Origin of the sequence: Mycobacterium leprae TN (genome assembly GCF_000195855.1) — a bacterium.
Lineage (GTDB): Bacteria > Actinomycetota > Actinomycetes > Mycobacteriales > Mycobacteriaceae > Mycobacterium > Mycobacterium leprae.
On sequence record NC_002677.1, the window covers coordinates 912,215 to 930,657 of the forward strand.

The following is an 18,443-nucleotide window of genomic DNA, read 5'->3' on the forward strand; positions in this document are numbered from 1 at the left end:
CGGCGGCTGTGGCGCCGGAGCAGAGCCCATAGAATCCAAAAACGTATCCACGCAACGACGTGCCCAACGTCTGGCTGATAGCGGTGGTGTTGTGGGGTGGGCTGATCACGGTGTTCGGCCCGGCGTTGATCCCGTTGGCGGTTATTCAGGCGTTTTACGCCTGGACCCCATGTTTGAGACGGTGAACTATCTCGAGCGTTACAGACTGCTGCGGCAAAATACCGCGGCCGGCCGCTACGCGCGCTGCCCCTGAGCATCGGCTGGCTAATTCGACCATCTGGTTACCAACCTGTTCCTTTAACACCTGCAGCAGCACAGCGACCACCACGCCAATCCGGCTCGCCGCTATCAGATGCTGCGTAGCTTCGACGGCTCGTCCAACCTGCCGAGTGGGTACGTGTCGATGATGAGGCTGATGTATTTCCCGTCGCTGTGACGCAAGGCGATGAAGCTCGGGTGCTGGCGCACTAAATGCCCTCACCTCCCGAGCTTCATCGCCTAGGCTAACTTGCAGACCCGACTGAGGGAGAAGCTGCTGGCCAACTGTGGCGCTACACAATGACGGCTGCCTAGCAGTGCTCGGTCTGCGACTACGTTTACGACGAGTCACAGGGCTGGCCGGACGATAGCACCGAGCCCGTTATCCGCTGGGATGACCTCCCCGAGGACTGGAGCTGCCCGTGGTCAAGACGGGCTTTGATATGGAAGAAGAGGTTACGCATCTGTGAGCGCCCAAAACGATATCCTCCGATATCCTCGCGCCGGTGAAGCGGATTCCTTGATGCCGAAGCGGCGCGCGTCTTGTCGCGTGATTCGGTATTGGATGCAATAGTGAGATCTGCTGTTGACCCGAGGCTGGTCGGCTATCACTTTGTTGAACGTCGTCCGTGTCGCTAGTATCAGCCAGCAGACTATTTACAACTAGTTCGGTTCACGGTAAAGTTTAACGCAGGGCTATAGGCTGTGTCTAGCTAATCGCCTGGTCGACAACGTCCATGCCGTCCTGGATCTCAAACGTTGGCAGTATATACGAATCGTTCCTGCAGGGTTTTCGGTCGTTTTCTCCGAGTTGGCGGCGGACCCATTAGTGATTTCGTTGCTGACCGGTGTCGCTAACCCTGGTTTGTGGCAGCTCAATCACTACCTGACAGCGAGCTTGTCATCACTCGCGCATTGGCTCGGTTGGCGACGGCGTTCACTCCGACCTAGGTTGCCAGTAGCGATGAAGACACTGGCATCCTGACGCGTTTGATGACGCCGTTCACTTTAGCGTCATGGAATCGTCAACGTGCCTTGACCTTGACCTGTGAGGATCCAGGGCCTCAGAAAGGTAAGACGACTACAGTGACTGTAAAATAGTTTATTTGCCCTTGTGAGTCTCTGAGCTCTAGAAGGATCGAGGCACGTTATGACGACGACCGAAAATTCGCTGATGCCTGATGTTCGTAACGGCATCGACTTCAAGGTTGCTGACCTGTCGCTAGCGAATTTCGGCCGCAAAGAACTCGACCTCGCCGAGTACGAGATGCCTGGCCTGATGTCACTGCGTCATGAGTACGCCGAAGTGCAGCCCTTGAAAGGGGCCCGTATTTCCGGCTCGCTGCACATGACGGTGCAGACCGCGGTGCTGATCGAGACGTTAACTGCACTTGGCGCCGAGGTTCGCTGGGCATCGTGCAATATCTTCTCGACTCAGGACCATGCGGCAGCGGCAGTTGTCGTTGGCCCATACGGCACGCCCGAGGAGCCCAAGGGTGTACCGGTGTTCGCCTGGAAGGGCGAGACGCTCGAGGAGTATTGGTGGGCTGCCGAGCAGATGCTCACCTGGCCAGATCCCGATAAGCCGGTCAACATGATCCTGGATGACGGCGGGGATGCCACCATGCTGGTGCTGCGAGGCGTGCAGTACGAGAAAGCCGGCGTAGTGCCGCCTGCCGAGGTCGACGACTCCGCCGAGTGGAAAGTTTTTCTGAACCTGCTGCGGAAGCGCTTCGAGACTGACAAAGGCAAATGGACCAAGATCGCCAAGTCGGTCAAGGGTGTCACCGAGGAGACGACCACGGGCGTGCTGCGACTGTACCAATTCGCCGCGGCCGGGGATCTGGCCTTCCCCGCGATCAATGTCAACGACTCGGTGACCAAGTCCAAGTTCGACAACAAGTACGGCACTCGACACTCCCTGATCGACGGCATCAACCGTGGTACCGACTCCCTAATTGGGGGCAAGAACGTGCTCATTTGTGGCTACGGGGATGTAGGTAAGGGGTGCGCGGAGGCGGCGAAGGGTCAGGGTGCGCGGGTCACTATCACCGAGATCGACCCGATTAACGCGCTGCAGGCGCTGATGGAGGGCTTCGACGTCAAGCGGGTCGAGGACGTCATCGCTGATTCAGACATCGTCGTCACCGCGACCGGCAACAAGGACATCATTCTACTTGAGCACATGAAGGCAATGAAGGATCACGCCATCCTGGGCAACATTGGCCATTTTGACAACGAAATCGACATGGCGGCGCTGGAACGTTCCGGGGCGACGCGGCTCAACATCAAACCGCAGGTTGATCTGTGGACTTTCGGCGACAGCGGTAAGTCGATCATTGTGCTTTCCGAAGGCCGGCTGCTGAACCTGGGCAACGCCACCGGTCATCCGTCGTTTGTGATGAGTAATAGTTTCGCTAACCAGACTATCGCCCAGATCGAGCTGTGGACCAAAAACGACGACTATGACAATGAGGTGTATAGGCTCCCCAAGCACCTCGACGAAAAAGTGGCCCGCGTCCACGTCGAGGCCCTGGGCGGCCAGCTGACCAAGCTGACCAAGGACCAGGCCGAATACCTCGGTGTCGACGTCGACGGCCCGTTCAAGCCGGACCACTATCGCTACTGATTCCGCTGAGCGTTCGTCAGTTGGGCCCGATAGGCTCGCGCCGTGTTGATCGCGATTGAAGGTGTTGACGGCGCTGGCAAGCGCACTTTGTCCGAGGAGTTACGCCAGGCGTTTGAGGCCACTGGGAAGTCGGTAGCAACGTTGGCTTTCCCGCGTTACCGGCAATCAGTAGCCGCCGACATAGCTGCAGAGGCGCTGCACGGCCAGCACGGTGATCTCGCGTCGTCAGTGTATGCGATGGCCCTGCTGTTCGCGTTCGACCGCGCCGGGGCGGTCGAGGACATCGAAGCGTTGGATCGCAACCATGACATAGTGATTCTTGATCGCTACGTCGCGTCCAATGCCGCCTACAGCGCCGCGCGTTTGCATGAGGACTGCAGCGGGAGAGCGGTGGCCTGGGTACAGCGAATCGAATACCAGAGATTGCGGCTGCCCTCTCCCGATTGGCAAGTGTTGCTCGCGGTCTCTGTCGAGCTTGCTGGGAAGCGTTCCCGCTACCGGGCCCGCACTGATCCCGACCGGCTGCGTGACAGCTACGAACGCGACGACGGCCTTCAGCAGCGCACTGGCGCGGTATACGCTGGCCTGGCTGCCGCAGATTGGGGCGGGCGGTGGCTAGTCGTCGATGCGGATATCGATTCGGGCTGGTTGGTAGCAACTTTGATGGGCTGTTAGACTGTGTTCCGGCAGGATTTCACGGTAATTGAGCTTATCATTGTGTGAAACGCCCGTGTGGCGCCCTAGGTTTGTCCCGATCTGGTGACACCATGGACATCATGAGGCAAAGGATTTTGGTCGTCGATGACGACGCTTCGCTGGCTGAGATGCTCACTATAGTGCTGCGTGGGGAGGGCTTCGATACCGCGGTCATCGGTGACGGTACTCAGGCCTTGACCGCGGTCCGCGAGCTACGTCCCGACTTGGTGCTACTGGACCTTATGTTGCCTGGTATGAATGGCATCGACGTGTGCAGGGTGTTGCGCGCCGACTCCGGCGTTCCGATTGTGATGCTGACCGCCAAGACCGACACTGTGGACGTGGTGCTGGGCTTAGAGTCGGGTGCTGATGACTACATCATGAAGCCGTTCAAGCCCAAGGAACTGGTTGCTCGGGTACGGGCGCGGCTACGGCGCAACGACGACGAGCCAGCCGAGATGCTGTCCATTGCCGACGTCGACATTGACGTGCCGGCACATAAGGTCACCCGAAACGGTGAACACATCTCATTGACACCGTTGGAATTCGACCTGCTGGTAGCGCTTGCACGCAAGCCACGCCAGGTTTTTACTCGTGATGTGCTGCTCGAACAGGTGTGGGGCTATCGTCACCCAGCGGATACCCGCTTGGTTAACGTGCATGTCCAGCGGCTACGGGCCAAGGTCGAGAAAGACCCGGAGAACCCGACCGTGGTGTTGACCGTTCGAGGAGTGGGATACAAGGCCGGACCCCCGTGACGTGCTGGCGGCGATTCGGAGCGAAGAGATACGGTAGGGTCTCTACTCGCTCGCGTTGCGATGCGGACATCGGGGCACGCTCCCACCAATGTGAGGTATACCCACCCGCGTGTGGGGGACGCCGTCTGTGATCTTTAGTTCGCGGCGACGGATCCGGGGTCGCTGGGGGCGTTCGGGCCCCATGATGCGTGGCATGGGCGCGTTGACTCGAGTCGTGGGTGTTGTCTGGCGCCGGTCGCTGCAACTGCGAGTTGTAGCACTAACATTTGGTCTTTCGTTGGCCGTGATTTTGGCGCTTGGCTTCGTGCTCACCAGTCAGCTCACCAGCCGTGTCCTCGACGTCAAAGTCAGGGTAGCCATCGAGCAGATCGAGCGGGCACGCACCACCGTCACAGGGATCGTCAACGGTGAGGAGACCCGTTCGCTGGACAGCAGTCTGCAGCTGGCCCGCAACACGTTGACATCGAAAACTGACCCAACTTCTGGTGCTGGCCTCGTCGGTGCCTTCGATGCAGTGCTGATAGTGCCCGGTGATGGCCCGCGCACCGCGACCACGGCCGGACCCGTCGATCAGGTGCCTAATTCGTTGCGTGGCTTTATCAAAGCCGGGCAGGCGGCTTACCAGTACGCAACTGTACATACTGAAGGCTTCTCGGGGCCAGCGCTGATCATCGGCACGCCGACGTCGTCGCAGGTGACCAATCTCGAGCTTTATCTGATCTTTCCGCTGAAGAACGAACAGGCGACCGTCACGCTGGTGCGTGGCACGATGGCCACCGGTGGCATGGTGCTGCTGGTATTGCTGTCGGGTATTGCGTTGCTGGTATCGCGCCAGGTAGTGGTACCGGTGCGATCCGCGTCGCGGATCGCCGAACGGTTCGCCGAGGGGCACCTGTCGGAACGGATGCCGGTGCGTGGCGAGGACGACATGGCCCGGTTGGCGGTGTCGTTCAACGACATGGCGGAGAGCTTGTCTCGGCAGATCACCCAGCTCGAGGAATTCGGTAACCTACAACGCCGTTTTACGTCCGACGTCAGCCACGAACTCCGCACGCCGCTGACCACCGTGCGGATGGCCGCCGACTTGATCTACGACCACAGCTCCGATCTCGATCCTACGTTGCGGCGGTCCACCGAACTGATGGTCAGCGAACTCGATCGATTCGAGACACTGCTCAACGACCTGCTCGAGATCTCGCGGCACGACGCCGGCGTGGCCGAACTCTCTGTCGAGGCGGTTGATTTGCGCGTGATGGTGAATAACGCGCTGGGCAATGTCGGCCACTTGGCCGAGGAGGCCGGTATTGAACTGCTGGTGGACATGCCTGTCGACGAGGTGATTGCCGAGGTTGATGCCCGCCGAGTCGAGCGGATCTTGCGCAACCTTATCGCCAACGCTATCGACCACTCCGAGCATAAACCGGTGAGGATTCGTATGGCCGCCGACGAAGATACTGTCGCTGTCACTGTGCGTGACTACGGGATCGGACTGCGGCCCGGCGAAGAGAAGTTGGTGTTCAGTCGGTTTTGGCGTTCGGACCCGTCACGGGTGCGGCGCTCCGGCGGTACCGGCCTGGGACTGGCGATCAGCATCGAGGATGCGCGGCTGCACCAGGGTCGACTCGAAGCATGGGGCGAGCCTGGCCAGGGCGCCTGCTTCAGACTGACGCTTCCGTTGGTTCGCGGCCACAAGGTCACCACAAGTCCGCTGCCCATGAAACCGATTCTGCAACCAAGTCCGCAGGCCAGCACAGCTGGCCAACAACACGGCACCCAACGCCAACGCCTGCGAGAGCACGCTGAGAGGAGCCGGTGATGCGGGGCGTTCTAGTGATCATGCGGCTGTTGTGTCTGGGCATGTTGTTCACTGGCTGTGCCGGGGTACCCAACTCGTCGGCTCCACAGGCGATTGGCACCGTAGAGCGACCGGTGCCGTCAAATCTGCCCAAGCCGACCCCCGGTATGGATCCTGATGTGCTGTTGCGTGAATTCTTCAAGGCCACAGCCGATCCAGCCAATCGGCATCTGGCGGCGCGTCAGTTCCTCACCCAGTCGGCATCCAACGCTTGGGACGACGCCGGTCGCGCACTACTGATCGACCATGTGGTGTTCGTTGAAACCCGTGGTGCCGAACGTGTTTCGGCGACAATGCGGGCAGATATCCTGGGTTCGTTGTCGGATATGGGTGTGTTCGAGACTGCAGAGGGTGTGCTGCCAGACCCGGGTCCGGTCGAATTGATCAAGACATCAGGTGGTTGGCGAATTGACCGCCTGCCCAACGGGGTTTTCTTGGACTGGCAGCAGTTTCAGGCAACTTACAAACGTAACACGCTCTACTTTGCCGATCCGACTGGCAAGACCGTGGTTCCCGATCCCCGTTACGTCGCGGTTCTCGGTCATGATCAGTTGGCCACCGAGCTTGTTTCCAAATTGCTGGCTGGTCCACGGCCCGAGATGGCCCACGCTGTCCGCAATCTGCTGGCTCCACCGCTGCGGCTGCGTGGTCCGGTGACACGGGCCGACGGTAGCAAGAGTGGGATTGGGCGAGGTTACGGCGGTGCGCGGATAGATCTGGAGAAACTATCCACCACCGATCCGCACAGCAGGCAATTGCTTGCCGCACAGATCATTTGGACCCTGGCCAGGGCGGATATTAGAGGGCCCTATGTGATAAATGCTGATGGTGCGCCGCTGGACGACAGGTTCGCCGACGGGTGGACTACCTCCGACGTTGCTGCCACCGACCCGGGCGTGGCCGACGGCGCGGGCGCGGGGTTGCATGCGTTGGTGGGTGGGGCACTGGTATCGTTGATCGGACAAAATACTACCACAGTGCTTGGAGCCTTCGGGCGGATGGGTTACCAGACCGGCGCTGCACTATCCCGCAGTGGGAGGCAGGTGGCATCGGTGGTGACTCTGCGCCGCGGCGCTCCAGATATGGCGGCGTCGCTGTGGATCGGTGATCTTGGTGGTGAGGCGGTCCAGTCTGCCGACGGACACAGCTTGTCGCGGCCCAGCTGGTCGCTAGACGACGCGGTTTGGGTGGTGGTCGACACTAATAATGTGTTGCGGGCCATCCCGGAACCGGCATCGGGGCAACCCGCGCGTATTCCAGTGGATTCCGCCGCGGTGGCCAGCCGGTTCCCGGGGCCGATTACCGACCTGCAGCTGTCCCGGGATGGGACGCGTGCCGCGATGGTGATCGGTGGACAGGTTATTCTCGCCGGAGTCGAGCAGACCCAGGCCGGACAATTTGCCTTGACATATCCGCGTCGACTGGGCTTCGGCTTGGGCAGCTCGGTAGTGTCGTTGTCCTGGCGAACTGGCGACGACATCGTAGTGACCCGCACCGATGCCACGCATCCGGTATCGTACGTGAACCTCGACGGGGTCAATTCTGATGCGCCGGCCCGCGGTTTGCAGGTTCCGTTGTCGGTGATTGCCGCCAACCCGTCGACGGTGTATGTAGCGGGTCCGCAAGGGGTGTTGCAGTATTCGGCGTCCGTTGCTGAAAGCCAGCAGGGCTGGTCGGAGGTCGCGGGGTTGACTGTTATGGGGGCGGAGCCGGTGTTGCCGGGCTGAGTGGTTTGATGGCTTCGGCATCACCGGGTTCGGTTGCTGAACCTCGGCGCGGTCGAAGTCACCTTTTCACCGTTGATCGGCGCACTGCGGATATGCTTGATCTCGCCCTGCCGCTGGAATGTGGCTGGCTGCGGTGTGTTCGCCACGCGATGGAGTGACGCCTGCACCGCAGAGCTGTCAGTGGCTGCTGGCGAACCGCGTGTGGTGAGTCTCTGTGTCGACCCGCTGGTGCCGGTGGTCGTGCTCGGTCGTTACGTTGGTGCCCGTCGCCAGGCGATCCTTGCGATGAAGGAGCATGGCCGCCGCAACTTGGTTGCACTACCGACCCGACAGTGCGTGAGTCGGCTCGGATCTTGCACGCTGCCGGGACGTGGGTGACCAAGGTGCTGGCGATCGCGGTCGCGCTTGATGGAACCCCGGTGAAAGTAATGAATGCGGCCAGCTTGATTCCGGTGAATCATGCTTGAATTCGATGGGAAGACGTTAAGAACTCGCAACAGCTCGCCAAATTGGTGGCATGGCAAGGCGAACACGAGCTAACGTCGAGGGCAACTTTCTCGAAACTTATTGGGGATTCTCCGTAGCGATTTTCCTAGCGGCGCTACTTGCGACAGGAGGTGAGAAAATCGACATCTTGCACCGGCGGGCAGCTTGCGCAGTTGATTTTTCGCAGAATCGCTCCCACCCCGTCGGCGTGGTTTTGTACAGCTAGTGGCGATCGCAAGCTCGGCGAAGTCGAGCGCAGCGGGCTGCCACTCATCAAAGCTAGGCGCGCAGGGCGCGTGTGACGTGAAAAGAGAAACGAGTTGTCACGTATGTCAAGGTTAACCGTGGGTTTCGGTCAGGTTCTCAACTCCGCACCGGTTCCATCTGACGAACAGGTTGAACCGATGCCGAACGTCGAGATCGTGTTCAAGGGCCGCAATGTCGAGATCCCCGATCACTTCCGTATCCATGTCTCGCAGAGACTTGCCCGCTTGGAGCGGTTCGATCGGACCATCTACCTGTTTGACGTCGAACTAGATCATGAACGCAACCGTCGTCAACGTAAGTTCTGTCAACGCGTGGAAATCACCGCGCGGGGCCGAGGACCGGTAGTGCGTGGTGAGGCGTGCGCTGACAGCTTCTATGCAGCACTTGAGTCAGCGGTCGTCAAACTCGAGAGCCGGCTGCGTCGTGGCAAGGACCGACGCAAAGTACACTACGGTGACAAGACCCCTGTTTCAGTGGCGGAGGCGACCGCGGTCGCTGTGTCGCCAGAAAAGGCCTTCAACACCGAACCAGCTCCGGCGCACGATCACGGCGGTGCGGTCACAGACTATGAGCCGGGTCGGATCGTCCGTACCAAAGAACACCCGGCCAAGCCGATGTCAGTCGACGACGCACTCTATGAGATGGAGCTTGTCGGACACGATTTCTTTTTGTTCCTGGATAAGCAGAGTGAGCGGCCGTCAGTCGTTTACCGGCGCCATGCTTATGACTATGGCTTGATTCGTCTGGCTTGATCGGCGGCCAGCATCGTGTCGTCCCTTACGATGGGAATCGCCTTATCGAAGAAGACTCCAACTCACAGGGGACATAGCTGTGCTGTCGAAGTTGCTGCGCCTTGGAGAAGGTCGCATAGTCAAGCGCCTCAAAAGGGTGGCCGAATATGTCAACACGTTGTCCGATAATGTCGAGAAACTCACCGATGTTGAGCTGAAGGCCAAGACCGACGAATTCAAGCAGCGGCTGGCCGACGAGAAAAACCCAGAAAGCCTCGACGATCTACTACCCGAAGCATTTGCGGTGGCCCGCGAAGCTGCTTGGCGGGTGCTCGACCAGCGTCCGTTTGACGTGCAGGTGATGGGCGGGGCGGCGTTGCACTTGGGGAACGTTGCGGAAATGAAGACCGGTGAAGGCAAGACCCTGACCTGCGTGCTGCCCGCCTACCTCAACGCGCTGGCCGGCAAGGGTGTGCATATCGTCACCGTTAACGACTACCTGGCAAAACGCGACAGCGAGTGGATGGGCCGGGTGCACCGCTTCCTGGGTCTGCAGGTCGGTGTGATCTTAGCATCCATGACCCCCGACGAGCGTAGGGTGGCCTATAACGCAGATATTACCTACGGCACCAACAATGAGTTCGGCTTCGACTACCTGCGCGACAACATGGCGCACTCGCTGGACGACTTGGTGCAGCGTGGGCACAGCTACGCCATCGTCGACGAGGTGGACTCCATCCTGATCGACGAGGCTCGCACCCCGTTGATCATTTCCGGTTCCGCCGATGGAGCGTCCAACTGGTACACCGAGTTTGCCCGGTTGGTGCGGTTGATGGACAAGGACGTTCACTACGAGGTCGACTTACGCAAACGCACCGTCGGCGTGCACGAAAAGGGCATGGAGTTCGTCGAAGACCAGCTCGGCATAGACAACCTCTACGAGGTCGCCAATTCGCCACTAGTCAGCTACCTCAACAACGCCTTGAAGGCCAAGGAGCTGTTCAACCGCGACAAGGACTACATCGTACGCGACGGCGAAGTGTTGATCGTCGACGAGTTCACCGGTCGCGTGTTGATTGGACGTCGCTACAATGAGGGCATGCACCAGGCCATCGAGGCCAAGGAGCACGTCGAGATCAAGGCTGAGAACCAGACGTTGGCCACCATCACGCTGCAGAACTATTTCCGACTCTACGACAAACTAGCCGGCATGACTGGTACCGCCCAGACCGAGGCGGCTGAGCTGCACGAGATCTACAAGCTGGGCGTGGTCGCCATTCCGACCAACAAGCCGATGATCCGCGAAGACCGATCTGACCTCATTTATAAGACTGAGGAAGCTAAATACATGGCGGTGGTCGATGACGTTGCCGAGCGTTACGAGAAGGGCCAGCCGGTGCTGATCGGCACAACCAGCGTGGAACGCTCGGAGTATCTGTCGCGGCAGTTCACCAAGCGGCACATCCCGCACAACGTGCTCAACGCCAAGTACCACGAACAAGAGGCGGGCATCGTCGCTGTGGCGGGTCGGCGCGGTGGTGTCACCGTCGCCACCAATATGGCCGGCCGGGGTACCGATATCGTGTTGGGTGGCAACGTCGACTTCCTTACCGACCAGCGATTGCGCAGACGTGGCCTGGATCCGGTGGAGACGCCGGACGAGTACGAGCAGGCCTGGCACTCCGAACTGCCCAAGGTCAAGGAGGAGGCTGGTCAAGAGGCTGCCGAGGTGATTGAGGCCGGTGGCCTGTATGTGTTGGGCACCGAACGCCACGAGTCACGGCGCATCGACAACCAGCTGCGCGGCCGCTCCGGTCGCCAAGGTGACCCCGGCGAGTCACGCTTCTACTTGTCGCTGGGTGATGAGCTCATGCGCCGGTTTCACGGCGCTACTTTGGAAGCCTTGTTGACCAGGCTGAACCTGCCCGACGATGTGCCGATCGAAGCCAAGATGGTCACCCGGGCGATCAAGAGCGCCCAGACCCAAGTCGAGCAGCAGAATTTTGAGGTCCGCAAGAATGTTCTTAAGTACGACGAGGTGATGAACCAGCAGCGTAAGGTGATCTATGCTGAGCGTCGTCGCATCCTCGAAGGTGAGAGCCTACAGCAGCAGGCGTTGGGCATGGTTCGCGACGTCATCACTGCCTACATCGACGGTGCGACTACCGACAGCTACGTCGAGGACTGGGATCTGGATGCTTTGTGGTCGGCGCTGGGGACGCTTTATCCGGTCGGGATCAAGCACGAGTCGCTGACGCACGCAGACGAGGACTCCGAGTGTGACGAGCTCAGCCGCGACGAATTGCTCGAGGCGCTGCTTATAGATGCCCAACATGCTTATGCCGCAAGGGAAGCCGAGCTCGCGGAACTGGCCGGCGAGGGTGCGATGCGTCAGTTGGAACGCAATGTGTTGCTTAACGTCGTTGACCGCAAGTGGCGCGAACACCTCTACGAGATGGATTATCTCAAGGAGGGCATTGGGCTGCGCGCGATGGCCCAGCGCGATCCGTTAGTGGAGTACCAGCGCGAGGGCTACGACATGTTCATGGCCATGCTCGATGGCGTGAAAGAGGAGTCGGTCGGCTTCTTATTCAATCTTGCTGTGGAGGCGGTGCCTGCTTCCCATGTGGCTCCGGTGGAAATACCCGAAGGGTTCACCGGATTGGTCGCGGATGTCGAGGCCATCCGACCGCGCGAAGAGGCTTCAAGCGCGTTGCGCACCAAGGATATTGATAACGAGTCGACCGGGCTGACGTATTCTGGGCCGTCCGAAGACGGCTCGACACAGGTGCAGCTTAACAGCGGCGGTGGGCAGAAAACGCCAGCCGGGATCCCGGTTGGGGCCAGTCGACGTGAGCGGCGCGAAGCTGCGCGGCGGCGAGGCCGCGGTGCCAAGCCGTCGAGATCGGTGAAAAAACGATAGCGGCACTTTTCGCCTCGAATATTGAGGTAGACCAATCGATCAACCGGGGGATGAAACGCTCGCTGATGACCGCCTACGGTGCTATGGCGTGTCATGTTCCTCGTAGTTTTCCTCTGTTCAGTTGGATTCGTGGTCGGCATCGTGGTGCCGTGCGATGCCAATCACGGGATTGTCACGCCAATCAGCGCGGCGGTTGTAGTTAATATGGCTATGTTTTGGTGTGCTCGCGATCCAGCATAGCTTGATGGCACGGTAAGAGTGCAATATGGTGGTGGACGCGGTTTGTGTCGGCCCCGATCGAGAGCAGCACCTATTTGCTGCTGGCCAGCGCTACGTTGCTGTTGCTCTACTGGCAATGGCGGGCCATGTCAACAGGGTCGTTCGGGGGGCCGGAAGCCAGCTGGGCGGTTGGCGCTGTGGGTGCTGTTTTGGCTCGGGTGGGCGATAGTGTTTCGCGTTGACTTTTATGATTAATCATCTTGACCTGTTCGAATCCTAGACAGGTATACTTGTCATGGTGCGGTAAAGCTTAATCTTGCCATTGGCTTTTGATCTCCATTGCTATACCAGCTTGCCGCGCTACCCGCTCCATAGTTCCAGCTCCCTCATTGTGTGCTGGGCGGCACCCACGATGAGGGTGGGTTACCTGCTATTCGCGAGCGTACATCTTAATCGTTACCCAACTGGAAGAGAACGACTTGGTGGGCGCTGTTGGGCAACCAAATACCGTGAGTCACCGGAGCGACGTGCCGATGCTGCTGCCTTGAAGACACTAGCCACATCGGGGAGCTGTCAAAACGGTTTGGTCAGGACTAGCTCTCGAGAAACTTGGCGATCTTATCCAGGGTGGTGCGCATGCTGTCCTCGGTGTGCATCGCCATCGGTCAATGTCGTACCCATCGAGAGCGGAACCGACGTCCGTGTAGTGTGGTTCGCAGAGTATGCGACCAGTCAAAACTGGCGTGTTTGTCGGAGTCGGTCAGCAGCGCGACGCTACTATTGGGGTGGGTATCGAAGACGTGCTTGACGCGCACTCACTACAGTTCCGTTGACTCGCTAACGTTAGTTCCGCTGGGCTATAAGAGTATTGCCGTGGTCACTTCTTTCTCGGCGGCATTTCGTTAAGGATTGAGGCTATGGACGTCAAGGAGGTGCTGTTGCCCGGGGTGGGCTTGCGGTACGAGTTCACCAGTCGCAAGGGTGATCGGATCGGGATCATCGCGCGGCGCAGCGGCGATTTCGATGTCGTCGTATATGCTCGCGACGATCCGGACTGGGCTCAGCCGGTCTTCTGCCTCACTGACGACGAGGCCGAAGCTGTCGCTCAGATTCTGGGCGCACCCAGGATTGCCGAGCGGTTCACTGAGCTGGCTAGTGAAGTTCCCGGGCTCGAAACCAGGCAAGTTCGCATCGCACCGGAGAGCTTGTTCGTCGATCGTCCTCTGGGCGACACCCACGCCCGTACTCGTACCGGCGCATCGATCGTCGCGATCGTGCGCGACGAGGACGTCGTGGTTTCGCCAGGCCCGGCTGAACCGCTGCGGGCACGAGATGTGTTGATCGTGATAGGTACCGAAGAAGGTATCGCCGGGGTCGAGCAGATCATCGACAAGGGCTGAGGAGATGGAAATTTCGGGGGCGCTGCTGTCCCAAGTCGGCGCCCTCTTGACCACACTTGCTGTGCTGGGCGCCGGCGCACGCCGGTACTCTTTGTCTCCGATACCGGTTTATCTAATGGCGGGGCTTTCACTCGGTAAGGGCGGCATCATGCCAGTGTCCGCCGCTGATGAATTCATCACTACGGGAGCGCCCATTGGCATTGTGTTGTTGCTGCTGACATTGGGTCTGGAGTTCTCTGCGACCGAGTTCGCCAGCAGTCTGCGGCGTCACCTGCCGTCAGCCGGTGTCGACATCATCCTCAACGCCACGCCCGGCGCAGTGGCCGGTTGGCTGCTGGGTTTGGACGGGGTCGCCGTGCTCGCGTTGGCCGGCGTCACGTACATTTCCTCATCCGGTGTCATTGCGCGCTTGCTGGCTGACTTACGTCGGCTCGGTAACCGGGAAACGCCGGCGGTGCTGTCTGTGTTGGTGCTCGAAGACTTTGCGATGGCGGCCTACTTGCCACTATTCGCGGTACTTGCGGCGGGTGGCAGCTGGCTGGATGCCGTCGTTGGCATGATAGTCGCGGTCTGTGCGCTATTCGCGGCGTTTGCCGCGTCCTATCACTGGGGCCATCATGTCGGTCGGCTGGTGGCGCATCCCGATTCCGAGCAGTTGTTGCTGAGGGTCCTGGGGGTGACTCTGATCGTGGCGGCGGTGGCCGAGTCCTTGCACGCGTCGGCCGCCGTAGGCGCATTCTTGGTCGGTTTGACCCTGACGGGGGATACCGCGGAACGCGCACGTAAGGTGCTCGGTCCTCTTCGTGATCTGTTCGCAGCGATTTTCTTCCTTGCTATCGGCATATCGGTCGACCCGCACAAACTCCTGCCGATGTTTCCGACAGCCCTGATCCTGGCCACTGTCACCGCGGTGACCAAGGTGGCTACCGGAATTCTGGCCGCCCGGTACGACGGCGTGGCACGACGCGGGCAGTTGCGCGCTGGTACAGCGCTCGTCGCTCGGGGCGAGTTTTCGTTGATCATCATCGGATTGGTCGGCACGTCGACCCCCGCCGTGGCCGCGCTGGCCACAGCGTATGTCTTCATCATGGCAATCGCTGGCCCGGTGCTGGCTCGCTACACTCCTGGTTCGTTGCCGACCAGCTCTGGGTCGGCCAACTAGGCAGCTGGTGGCGACTCGCTTCGCTCTGGCTGCGTCGCGCTCGCCACTACTAGAGCTGTTACCTGAGACCGTTCAACCGATATGCAAGACAACTACCAGCCAGCGGCTTCCGTTGCTGGCGGGTACCTGTTCCACGCGGCACGCAATAGCATGTATCTGGTCCTCGTCACGGTATGTACGCGGAAAACTTCAGCGGCAGTGGTCCAGTTTGTGCCGCCCGACAGGTTGCAGACGCGTCCGGCGCAGCGCTGCGGCGCCCTTGGCGTTCGGGTGGTTGTCTGGGGTTTTTGTCTGTCGGGCTCGCCGAAGATGTACCGACTCTGAAGAGTCTGGGTGCCAGCAGCGCCCTTTAGCTGCGTCGTGGACCGGTGGCTGTCGATGGCTTCCAGCAGCGCTCGGTGTAGCGCAGCGTCTGTGAAGATAGCCGCCTTACGCATCGATTCCGACAACACCATCGCGGTCGTTGTCTAGGGCCGCGCGCCACTTAGCTTACCTGGCTTACCTGCCACTTCGGTGTGGTGAACTCAAGGTGTGGTACGTCGCGGGCAATTATTGCCGACACTGGAGGATGTTTCGTGTCGGTGGTTCGTACCAACAACGGATATTACAGCGAAAGCTGTCACGGTGAGGTGGGTTTGTCAGGGGACCAATGACCAACAGTCACTCTCAACTAACTGAGCGATTGGATAGGGGCCTGCTGGAGAGTAACAGATAATTTTTCAGTTGTCTTCTCCTGTTGGTCATCATCGCACGTCCGAGGCTGGCGTGTACTCGCGCTGTGATGTGTCTGGGCTGGCGATTACGGTGGGAGATATTGCTCAAATGCGCCGAATCGACAAGGAGGACAGGACCGTAATGATGACTCGGTTTTCCCCGTTGGATGCGTTGTTTTATCGGCTGGAGAATACCGCCTACTGGATGTACGTCGGATCGCTGTGGATCTTGCGTAGTCCACGTGCGGGATTATGCTATTAGACGCTACTGGCCACCGTCGAGCAGCGACTGCCTCAGATTCCGCGTTACCGGCAGAAGGTTCGCGGAGTCAATATGGGCCCCATGATCAGGCCCGTCTGGGGTCGACGATTGCGATTTCGACATCACCTATCACGTGGGGCGATCGGCGCTGCCATCGCCGGGTAGTTACGAGCAGCTGCATGAGCTGATTGCCTGGTTGGTTGCGCGGCCGCTGGATAAGATGCGGCCGATGTGGGAATTGTATCTTGTCGAGGGTCTGGATAAAAACCGCGTCGCCCTGTTACTGAATTTTAATGGGCGTTGATCAACGGCATGACTGCGCAGGAGATCGGCCATGTCATCGTTGATTGGCATAGTCGTCCACTATAGTTAGTTGAAGACATCTGGATACCTGGACGTGACCCAGTTAACAATCGCTTAATTGTTGGGCACCATTGGTGACTGGTCGATTGACTCAGGCTCGCGAATGCAGGTTGTCGGGTCCGTGCGCGCCGGTCTGGCAACGAAATCTGGGTAATTCATCGATGTTGTTCTCTGGTTTTTCAATGTTGTTCGCATAATAGCCTACGGTACCGTATATCCAGTAGCCCGCTAAATGCCACCGTTTCGCGCAATTGATGGTTCCGGTTCCACTGTCGCCAGTGGGGCGGGCTTGAGGACTACCGTACGGTACGAGCGCTGGCATCATTGTTCGTCTATGCCGATGATCAACTTGACTTTGACCGGGCCTGGCCAGGCATTCAGCTAGGTGACGCCGTTCCTAGTTGGCTTGCCGGTGGGGGGAGGGCAATGCGGTGGTGCGATTGTCGCAGATAGCGCACGCTACCGAGTCGAATCCGACGGCCGCCAGGCCTTGGTCGACGTCAGGACCATTGTCATGCTGTCGGGTTTTGCGCCGCCTAACCTTGCACGCCATGGTTATCCGGGTCGCCACTAGCTTTTCCGCGCGATTCGCGATTGTTTAATCTGTTGATCACCAATGCTCCCGGGGCCCAGTCGCAGATGTACATTGCCGGTACCAAGTTGGTAGAGACTTACGCGGTGCCGCCGCTGCATAATCAGGTGTTGGCTGATCAGTCTGACCTCATTATATTATAACGGCATGCCGTATTTCGGTATCAACGCCGACCGCGATGCTATGAGTGGTCTCGACCTGTTTGCCAGGATTGTTAAGCCAATCACTTGATGAGCTTATGGTAAGGTTCTCGGTAGTTACGGGTCAAAACTGCTGCGACGATATACGATCGATTGCTGTGAACACCGCGACAAACGATAGCGAGTCGGCGAAGAAGAAATCAAGTGAGCCAGCCAGTCGTATTATCTTTTACGTTGGCTACGAAGTCGAATTATTGCGGTTGCAAACGGAGTGTGTGAAGCTACAGTGGTGGTTATGTTGTTCCGGGTGTGTATCGCGCCATATTCGAGGGCTGACAAGGCCGGTGCGATCAAACAGATCACCGAATACTTCAGCCGCGTGTCGCCCAGGTTGCCGCGTTAGCCAGTGCCGAGTGATCGGGAACGCGGCCAGTAGGTATTATCAGTGCTGTATAGCCCATTTTCCTGCCAGGGTAAGTCGTGCTGTTCGATCGGTCGCAGTACAACCGCACAACTGCGCTGACATCGAGAAAGTCATGGGATTCTGGTACCGTTTTCGGTCTCGACGACAGAACAGCTGCGCTGGTTTAAGGCACGATCGAAGAACCCGTTGCAACAATGGAAAAACCCAGTTCAATGACTTTCGCGTCAGTGCGTTGGTGGAGCAATTTTGTTCACGCCAAAGACAAGATGATGGAGCGCGTCAATACTCCGGTTATCCTATGTGTACGGTGGAATCGTATATCAAAAATTAATTCGATTGACCATGATGTCACCCTTGCCGTCCACGATCCATTATTCGATGCGGAGAAGCCAAAGGTCAAACTGTTGGAACAGCTGATCGAGAGCACCGACTAAGCGGTCGTTGCTTGAGTGTTGAGTGACTGGCGCTGTTTTGCAGGTCTATATCCTGGCTACTCGTGGCTATGTTGTAGCAGTTTGTCGCTGACGGTTCGTTGTGGCTGTTCAAAGGAACCGCATTCGCGGTGACCTCGATGTGGCGTGAGGTTTACGCCGAGGGGGAGGACGATGACTTGCTGGAGGTGGCGTTGCGCGAGGCGGCGCTAGCATTACTGCACCTGTTGGCTGCCGCTACCCCCCCGACGCAGAGACCACATCGGCGGGCGAGTCCGCCTTGCCGCTGCGGCGCGCCGTGCTGGTCGTCGGGGCCGACGATGTCACGCCGTTCAGATCTCGATGGCGCCGACCTAATTGTTCGGCGATGTGCAGGACCATGATCTGGCTTGATACGTCAAACAGGA

General features: G+C 59.1%; 11 protein-coding genes and 4 pseudogenes. All 15 read left to right on the top strand.

Annotated elements, in window-relative coordinates:
* Positions 1 to 585 precede the first annotated feature (585 nt).
* Positions 586 to 768, top strand: a pseudogene (locus ML_RS03870) (rubredoxin); the annotation flags it as partial.
* Positions 741 to 1,272, top strand: a pseudogene (locus tag ML_RS15330) (TetR/AcrR family transcriptional regulator); the annotation flags it as partial. The pseudogenes ML_RS03870 and ML_RS15330, both read left to right, overlap by 28 nt.
* A 136-nt stretch (positions 1,273 to 1,408) precedes the next feature.
* The gene (ahcY, locus tag ML_RS03875; RefSeq protein ID WP_010907919.1) at positions 1,409 to 2,887 is read left to right on the top strand and encodes an adenosylhomocysteinase; all 1,479 of its coding nucleotides are present in this window, start codon (positions 1,409 to 1,411) and stop codon (positions 2,885 to 2,887) included.
* Positions 2,888 to 2,929: 42 nt separating this feature from the next.
* Positions 2,930 to 3,562 carry a dTMP kinase gene (locus ML_RS03880; RefSeq protein ID WP_010907920.1) on the top strand — a complete coding sequence of 211 codons (633 nt, stop codon included), beginning with the start codon at positions 2,930 to 2,932 and terminating at the stop codon, positions 3,560 to 3,562.
* Between the two features lie 92 nt (positions 3,563 to 3,654).
* Positions 3,655 to 4,341 (top strand): two-component system response regulator MtrA, encoded by a 687-nt coding sequence (gene mtrA / locus ML_RS03885; RefSeq protein WP_010907921.1) that lies wholly within the window; start codon positions 3,655 to 3,657, stop codon positions 4,339 to 4,341.
* 127 nt (positions 4,342 to 4,468) lie between these two features.
* Complete coding sequence (mtrB, locus tag ML_RS03890; protein ID WP_010907922.1) at positions 4,469 to 6,157, top strand: MtrAB system histidine kinase MtrB; 1,689 nt, start codon at positions 4,469 to 4,471, stop codon at positions 6,155 to 6,157.
* 20 nt (positions 6,158 to 6,177) lie between these two features.
* Positions 6,178 to 7,923, top strand: a complete 1,746-nt coding sequence (gene lpqB, locus ML_RS03895; protein WP_162618314.1) for an MtrAB system accessory lipoprotein LpqB — start codon at positions 6,178 to 6,180, stop codon at positions 7,921 to 7,923.
* 92 nt (positions 7,924 to 8,015) lie between these two features.
* Positions 8,016 to 8,241 (top strand): annotated as a pseudogene (locus ML_RS03900) (ComF family protein); the annotation flags it as partial.
* 572 nt (positions 8,242 to 8,813) lie between these two features.
* Positions 8,814 to 9,428 (top strand): ribosome hibernation-promoting factor, HPF/YfiA family, encoded by a 615-nt coding sequence (hpf, locus tag ML_RS03910; RefSeq protein WP_162618233.1) that lies wholly within the window; start codon positions 8,814 to 8,816, stop codon positions 9,426 to 9,428.
* A 79-nt stretch (positions 9,429 to 9,507) separates the two neighbouring features.
* Positions 9,508 to 12,330, top strand: a complete 2,823-nt coding sequence (gene secA, locus ML_RS03915) for a preprotein translocase subunit SecA (RefSeq protein ID WP_010907927.1) — start codon at positions 9,508 to 9,510, stop codon at positions 12,328 to 12,330.
* Positions 12,331 to 12,614: 284 nt separating this feature from the next.
* Positions 12,615 to 12,791 carry a hypothetical protein gene (locus tag ML_RS15335; protein WP_231846722.1) on the top strand — a complete coding sequence of 59 codons (177 nt, stop codon included), beginning with the start codon at positions 12,615 to 12,617 and terminating at the stop codon, positions 12,789 to 12,791.
* A 675-nt stretch (positions 12,792 to 13,466) separates the two neighbouring features.
* Positions 13,467 to 13,949, top strand: a complete 483-nt coding sequence (locus ML_RS03925; protein WP_010907928.1) for a cation:proton antiporter regulatory subunit — start codon at positions 13,467 to 13,469, stop codon at positions 13,947 to 13,949.
* 4 nt (positions 13,950 to 13,953) lie between these two features.
* Positions 13,954 to 15,111 (top strand): cation:proton antiporter, encoded by a 1,158-nt coding sequence (locus ML_RS03930; RefSeq protein ID WP_010907929.1) that lies wholly within the window; start codon positions 13,954 to 13,956, stop codon positions 15,109 to 15,111.
* Between the two features lie 855 nt (positions 15,112 to 15,966).
* Positions 15,967 to 17,282: pseudogene (locus ML_RS15340) on the top strand (wax ester/triacylglycerol synthase domain-containing protein); the annotation flags it as partial.
* Positions 17,283 to 18,137: 855 nt separating this feature from the next.
* Positions 18,138 to 18,419 carry a DUF6912 family protein gene (locus ML_RS03945; protein WP_414085520.1) on the top strand — a complete coding sequence of 94 codons (282 nt, stop codon included), beginning with the start codon at positions 18,138 to 18,140 and terminating at the stop codon, positions 18,417 to 18,419.
* Positions 18,420 to 18,443 lie beyond the last annotated feature (24 nt).